Origin of the sequence: Micromonospora parastrephiae (assembly GCF_016802865.1) — a bacterium.
GTDB lineage: Bacteria > Actinomycetota > Actinomycetes > Mycobacteriales > Micromonosporaceae > Micromonospora > Micromonospora parastrephiae.
Genome location: NZ_JAEVHM010000026.1, coordinates 39,975 through 46,467, shown reverse-complemented (window position 1 = coordinate 46,467; position 6,493 = coordinate 39,975). Strand labels below are relative to the sequence as shown.

Below are 6,493 nucleotides of genomic sequence, written 5' to 3'. Positions count from 1 at the left end.
GTCCGGGCTGGGCGCCGGGCTGGCCGCGCTGGCACCGGGCGGCGCTGCCCCGGGCCGCCGCCGGTGTGCTGGCGGCGCGCTGTTGATCGGGCTGGCCGCCGCCCTGATCGGAGGAGTCCGGTGAGCGCGAGGAGTGAGCCGGGGTTGCGAGCCCCGCAGTCGCGAACAAAGGCGGTCCGATGAGTTTCGGGCAGGTGTTGCTGGTGGCCGTCCTGGCGGTGCCGGCGCTCGGCGCCGTCGCGGTGGCGGCGACACCCCGGGATCGGGCGGCCCGGCTGGTCGGCACGGTCGCGGCGGCGTTGACCCTGCTGGCCGCGGTGCCGCTGGTCTTCGGTGGGCGGAGTTGGGTGGCGTGGTCGGCCGGCGCGCCGGCGGTGCGGCCCTGGCATCAGCTCGACCTGCCCTGGGTGCCCGGCCTTGAGTTGCGTTTCCACCTCGGTGTCGACGGCATCTCCTGGCCGCTGGTGGTGTTGACCGCGCTGCTCACCCTGCTCTGCTGCGCGTACACGATGTGGCGGGTGCCCGACGGCGGCAGCGGCCGGGCGTTGGTGGCGCTATTGCTGGTGGTCGAGGTGGGCATCCTGGGCACGTTCCTCGCCCTGGACCTGGTGTTGTTCTTCCTCTTCTTCGAGGTCGTCCTGCTGCCGATGTACGCGATCATCGCCGGCTGGGGTGGCGCGGACCGGCGTCGGGCGGCCCGCAAGTTCGCGCTGTACACCCTGTTCGGGTCGGTGCTGCTGCTGGTCGGCGTGTACGTGGTGGTGGCGGCCGCCGGCACCGCCGACGTGGTGGCGCTGACCGGTGGCGACGGGTTGTCCCGGGGCACCCAACTGGCCGCGTTCACCTTGCTGGCGTTGGCTTTCGCGGTGAAGAGCCCGCTCTGGCCGCTGCACTCGTGGCTGCCCGACGCGCACACCCAGGCGCCCACGGTGGGCAGTGTCGTGCTGGCCGGGGTGCTGCTCAAGATGGGCACGTACGGCCTGATCCGAGTGGCGGTGGGGGTCGCCCCGGAGGGTGCGCGCTGGGCGGCTCCGGTGCTGGGCGTGCTGGCCGTCGCCGCGATCCTGGTCGGTTCGCTGGTGTGCCTGGCCCAGGCGGACGTCAAACGGCTGATCGCGTACTCCAGCGTGGGGCACATGGGTTTCGTGCTGCTGGGCGTCGCCACGTTGACCGCCACCGGCATCCAGGCGGCGCTGATCGGCAATGTCGCGCACGGGGTGATCACCGGTCTGTTGTTCTTCCTGGCCGGCGCCGTGAAGGACCGTACCGGCACGGGCAGTCTCGCGGAGCTGTCCGGGCTGCGGGAGACCGCGCCCCGGCTGGCCGGTCTGCTCGCGTTCGCGGCGGTCGCGTCGCTCGGCCTGCCCGGGTTGGCCGGCTTCTGGGGCGAGGCGTTCGCGGTGGTCGCGGCGCTGCAGGTGGGCGGCCCGCTGTGGACGACCCTCGGGGTGCTGGCGGCGATCGGTGGTGCGCTCACCGCCGCGTACTTCCTGCGGTTGCTGCGCCAGGTCACGCACGGGCGGCCGAGTCCGGCGGTCGGCGGGGTCGGCGCCGGCCTGGCCGGTGCGGAACTGACCGCGTGGGTGCCGCTGGTGCTGCTGGCGCTGGCCATCGGGCTGGCACCGGCGCTGGTCCTCGGCGTCGCCGAGGCGCCCGTCGACGCCCTCGTGGGGGTGGTGCTCCCATGAGCGCGGTGCAGAACGTGGACAGCGTCGCGCTGCTGCCGGCCTACCTGGCCGCCGGCACCGCCGTCCTGGTGCTGGTCACCGACCTGCTGCTGGCGCGGCCCCGGGCCACGGTCGTGGTGGCGGCGCTCGGCGCGCTCGGCACCGCCGTCGGTTCCGCCGCGGTCGGCGCGGTCGGGGAACGGCGGACGTTCTGCGTCGGTGCCGACTGCTCCTGGATCTTCGGCGGCCGGGCGGCCCTGGTCGGCGCGGTGGTGGCGCTGCTGACCCTGGGCGTGCTCGGGTTGTCCGCGCCGGCGCTGCGGGCGGGGCGGTCGCCGGTGGGGGAGTACTGCTTCCTGCTGGCCTGCTCGATGACCGGCGGTGTGGTGCTCGGCGCGGCCGGCGACCTGATCACCCTGATCGTCGCCCTGGAGACCCTGACCCTGCCGCTGTACGTGCTGGTGGGACTGCGTCGGGGGAGTCTGGCCAGCGCCGAGGCGGCGGTGACCTTCTTCGTGGTCAGCGTGGTGGCCACGACCGTGACGCTGCTCGGCGCGGCGCTGCTGTACGCGGTGACCGGCGGACTGCACCTGGACCGGCTCGGCGCGCTGTTGGCCGAGCGCCCGGAGCTGCGGGGCCTGCCGCTGACCACCGCCGCGGTGGCGTTGCTGCTGGTCGGGCTGGCCTTCAAGGTGGCGGCGGTGCCGTTCCACGCCTGGGCGCCGGCCACCTACGACGGGGCGCCGCTGCCGGTGGCGGCGTACCTGTCCACGGCGTCGAAGCTGGGTGGCCTCGTCGCGCTGCTGGCGGTGGTGCAGCGGGCGCTGCCGGCCGAGCAGACCGGTCCGGTGCTCGCCGTGCTCGCGGTGCTCACCATGACCGTCGGCAACCTGGTCGCGCTGCGTCAGCGGCGTACGGTGCGGCTGCTCGCCTGGTCGTCCGTCGCGCAGGCCGGTTACATCCTCGCCCCGCTGGGCGCGTTGGCGTTGGCCGCCGGCCGCACGGGTGAGGCACGCTCCGCGGCGTACGCGGCCGCGGTGGCGTACGCCGTGTTCTTCGTGGTGCTGGAGTTGGGCGCGTTCGCCGGGGTGACCGCGTTGCGTCCGGTGGGCGCGGACGGCGGCACGCTCGACGACCTGCGCGGCACGGCCCGTCGGTACCCGTGGCGGGGGGCTGCGTTCGGTCTCGCGCTGGTCGGTCTGGCCGGTCTGCCGCCGGGGCTGGCCGGGCTGTTCGCGAAGGTGACCGTGGTCCGGGCGCTGCTGGACGGCGGCGCCGGTTGGCTGGCGCTGGTGGTGGCGCTGAACGCGGTGATCGGGCTGGCCTACTACCTGCGCGTCACCGCCGGCCTGTGGGCGCCGACGACGACGCCGGGCGTGGCTGTCGCGGGCGGCGCGGTGGCCGTACCCGTGGTGGGTGTGGTGGCGGTGGTGCTGGCGGTGGCGACGGTGGCCGCCGTGGTGGTCGGTGTCGCCCCGCAGTTGGTGCTCGACCTGGCGGGTCGCTGACCTGACCTGCGGCTCCATCTCAGTGAACTCTCAGCGTTGAGACGGATGGTTGGCGGGTACCGGGTTGTTGGACCGGTCAGCGGATCCCGGCGATCCGTGCACCGAAGGAGAGATCGTGCACCACAACCGTCTGAAGACCGCCGCACTGCTCGGCCTGCTCACCGCTCTGATCCTCGCGGTGGGCTACGGGTTCGGCGGCAGTGGCGGCCTGGTCATCGCCGTCCTCTTGTCTCTGGTCATCAACGGCATTTCCTACTTCTACTCCGACAAGCTCGCGTTGCGCTCGATGCGTGCGCAACCGGTCAGCGAGGCGCAGTTCCCCGAGCTGTACCGGATGGTCCGTGAGTTGGCGGCCGAGGCTCGGCAGCCGATGCCGCGGCTGTACGTCAGCCCGACGGCCCAGCCCAACGCGTTCGCCACGGGCCGTAACCCGCAGCACGCGGCGGTCTGCGTGACGCAGGGCATCACCGAGATCCTCGACTACCGCGAGCTGCGCGGTGTGATCGGCCACGAGCTGTCGCACGTCTACAACCGCGACATCCTGATCTCCAGCGTGGCGGCCGGTCTGGCGGGCATCATCACGTTCCTGGCGAACATCGCCTGGTTCATCCCGCTCGGAGGTGGGGACGACGAGGATTCGCCGAACCCGGCCGTACTGCTGCTGACGCTGATCCTGGGGCCGATCGCGGCCACCGTCATCCAGTTGGCGATCAGCCGGAGCCGTGAGTTCCAGGCGGACGCCTCGGGTGCCGAGCTGAGCCGCGACCCGCTGGCCCTGGCCAGCGCGCTGCGCAAGATCGACGCGGTGGCCCGCCGACGCCCGCTGCCGGCCCAGGGCACGCTCACCAGCACCGCCCACCTGATGATCGCCAACCCGTTCTCCGGTGGCGCGGTTGCCGCCCTCTTCTCCACCCACCCGAAGATGGAGGACCGGGTCGCCCGGCTGGAGCGGATGGCCGCCGACTCGGGGCCGGTGCAGTTCCAGCGCTGACCCGCTGATCCCCGCTCCGCCCGTACCCGGTCGCACCGGGTACGGGCGGAGTGCTGTGTCGGGGGCGATATCCGGTACCTGCCGTCGCACGTCGGCGTTAGGGTCATAACCGCTCACGCTCATTACATCCTCGGGAGGTTCACGGTGGCCGCGCTGCGTCAGTACCTGGGTGTCTGGCGGATTCCCGGTGCGCCGATGCTGCTGGTCACCGGCATCGTCGGGCGACTCGGGATCGGCATGACACCGCTGGCGCTGCTGCTGGTGGTCGAACAGGTGACCGGGCGGTACGCCCTCGCCGCCGTGGCGGGCGGCATCTACGCCGTGGCCGGTGCCGCGCTCAGCCCGGTGGCCGGGCGGATCGCCGACCGTGTCGGCCCGAGCCCCGTCCTCCTGGTCACCGCCGTGGCCCACCCGTTGGCGCTCATCGGGCTGCTGCTGGCCAGTCGTTCGGGCGAGGACGCCCTCGGGGCCATCTACCTGGCGGCCGGCATCGCCGGGGCGACCTATCCGCCGCTCACCGCCGCCATCCGCGGCGCCTGGAACGAACTGACCGGCCCCGCCTCCGGCCGGTACGCCCTGCGCAACACCGCGCTGGCCGCGGAGACCACACTGTTCGAGATCGTGTTCGTGCTCGGCCCGCTGCTCGTGGCCGGCTTCGTGCTGGTCGCCGACGCGGCGGCAGCCCTGATCGGGGCGGCCGTGGTCACCCTGGTCGGCACGACCGCCGTGGCGCTGGGCCGGGTGATGCGCGGCTGGCGTCCACACCCGCGCGAGCACCACGCCAGAGGGCTCGGTCCGCTGCGGGTCGCCGGCTTCCCGGCCCTGCTGGTCTGCGTGGCCGGCCTGGGCATCGCGTTCGGCGCCGCCGGGGTGATCGTTCCGGCGTACGCGAGCGGCCACACCACCGACGACCCGGAGAGCCTGGCCGGTCTTCTGCTCGCGGTCTGGGGGATCGGCAGCGCCATCGGCGGGTTCTGGTTCGGAGTCCGCCGGCCGGCACCGAACATGACCCGGCAGTTCGCCCTGCTGCTCGCCGCGCTGGCCGGCACCTTCTTCGTCTTCGCGGTGATGCCGACCCCGCTGGCGCTGGGCGTAGCGCTGGTCGTCGGAGGCGCCACCATCGCTCCCGCGCTGACCCTGGAGAACACCCTGGTCGGCCGGATCGCCCCGACGGGCATGCTGAACGAGGCGTACACCTGGGTGGTCACCGTCGCGGTGGCGGCGAGCGCCGCCGGCGGCGCGGTGGCCGGCCTCATCGTGGACCGTGCCGGCGGCGTGCCGTGGGCGTTCCTGTTCGCCGGGGCCGCGGTCGGCGTCGGGGCCGCGGTCGCCGCGCTGCCCGGCGGGCCCATCGCCCGCGCGGAAACCTCAGCGGTACGCGCCGAAGAGCCGGTCACCGTCTGACCCCGCTTGATCGACTCGGCCTCCCGGCCGGCCGACGTCTTGATCGACTCGACTTCCGTGATGTCGGGGTGTCCCGATGACGGGGAATGCCCCGACATTCAGGAATCCGAGTCGATGTGGCGTCGCTCGACGGCTACATCGCAGGCCCCGGCGGGGACATGGCCTGGCTGACCGAACACCTCACCGGCGACAACCCGACCGCCGAGCGTCTACTGGCCAACGTCGGCGCGATCCTGGCCGGCAACCGCACCTTCGGCGGCGACGACCCGAATCGCGGCACCGACAGCGAGGGCGCGTTCGGCGGTCGGTACCACGGGCCGGTGTTCGTCCTGACCCACCGACCGCCGGCCCAGCCACCCGCGGACGTCACGTTCGTCGGCGACCTGCACAGCGCCGTCGCGCATTCCAAGGAGGCCGCAGGCGAGAAGTACGTGAACATACTCGGCGCGGACGTCGCCAAGCAGTGCCTCCGGGCCGGGCTGCTCGACGAGATCCTGATCTTCTTCGCGCCGGTGCTGCTCGGGGACGGTGTGCGCATGTTCGACGACCCGGGCGGCGCCAGGGTGCGGTTGATGCCGCTCCCGGGCGAGACCGCGCACTGGTACAGCGTCGTCCGCTGACGGTCGGTGATCCGGCCGCGATCCGGACCAGCGACTACCGGTAGTTGGTGAACTGGAGGGATACCGCCCGCTACCTGCGAGAACGTAGCCATGATCGCTGTTAGGCCGTCGCCAGGCCGTCCGAGGGTGACCCGAGCACCTTGTCGACAGCACGCCGTTTGCGGTCCTCGCTGGTCGGCATCAGGTGCGTGTACGTGCGCAGGGTGAAGCCCGGGTCGGCGTGGCCCAGGTACTCCGACAGCGCCTTGACGCTCTCCCCGGCGTCGAGAAGGACCGAGGCGTAGAAGTGCCGCAGCGCGTGCG

At 73.0% G+C, this 6,493-nt stretch carries 5 protein-coding genes and 1 pseudogene; 5 read left to right on the top strand and 1 reads right to left on the bottom strand.

Annotation, left to right across the window (positions count from 1 at the left end):
• Positions 1-179: 179 nt before the first annotated feature.
• The 5 genes from JNW91_RS08630 to JNW91_RS08610 all read left to right on the top strand — a co-directional run bounded on the left by JNW91_RS08630 (position 180) and on the right by JNW91_RS08610 (position 6,190).
• On the top strand, positions 180-1,688 hold the full coding sequence (locus tag JNW91_RS08630) for a complex I subunit 4 family protein (RefSeq protein ID WP_203174360.1): 1,509 nt from the start codon (positions 180-182) through the stop codon (positions 1,686-1,688).
• On the top strand, positions 1,685-3,175 hold the full coding sequence (locus JNW91_RS08625; RefSeq protein WP_203174359.1) for an NADH-quinone oxidoreductase subunit N: 1,491 nt from the start codon (positions 1,685-1,687) through the stop codon (positions 3,173-3,175). The genes JNW91_RS08630 and JNW91_RS08625 overlap by 4 nt, the downstream gene beginning before the upstream one ends.
• 115 nt (positions 3,176-3,290) lie before the next feature.
• On the top strand, positions 3,291-4,166 hold the full coding sequence (gene htpX / locus JNW91_RS08620) for a zinc metalloprotease HtpX (protein WP_203174358.1): 876 nt from the start codon (positions 3,291-3,293) through the stop codon (positions 4,164-4,166).
• Between the two features lie 144 nt (positions 4,167-4,310).
• Complete coding sequence (locus JNW91_RS08615) at positions 4,311-5,570, top strand: MFS transporter (protein ID WP_203174357.1); 1,260 nt, start codon at positions 4,311-4,313, stop codon at positions 5,568-5,570.
• A 116-nt stretch (positions 5,571-5,686) separates the two neighbouring features.
• Entirely contained in the window at positions 5,687-6,190 is a 504-nt protein-coding gene (locus JNW91_RS08610) for a dihydrofolate reductase family protein (protein WP_309244283.1), read from the top strand.
• A gap of 100 nt (positions 6,191-6,290) precedes the next feature.
• Here the strand turns inward: JNW91_RS08610 and JNW91_RS34160 are convergent.
• Positions 6,291-6,491, bottom strand: a pseudogene (locus JNW91_RS34160) (tyrosine-type recombinase/integrase); the annotation flags it as partial.
• Positions 6,492-6,493 lie beyond the last annotated feature (2 nt).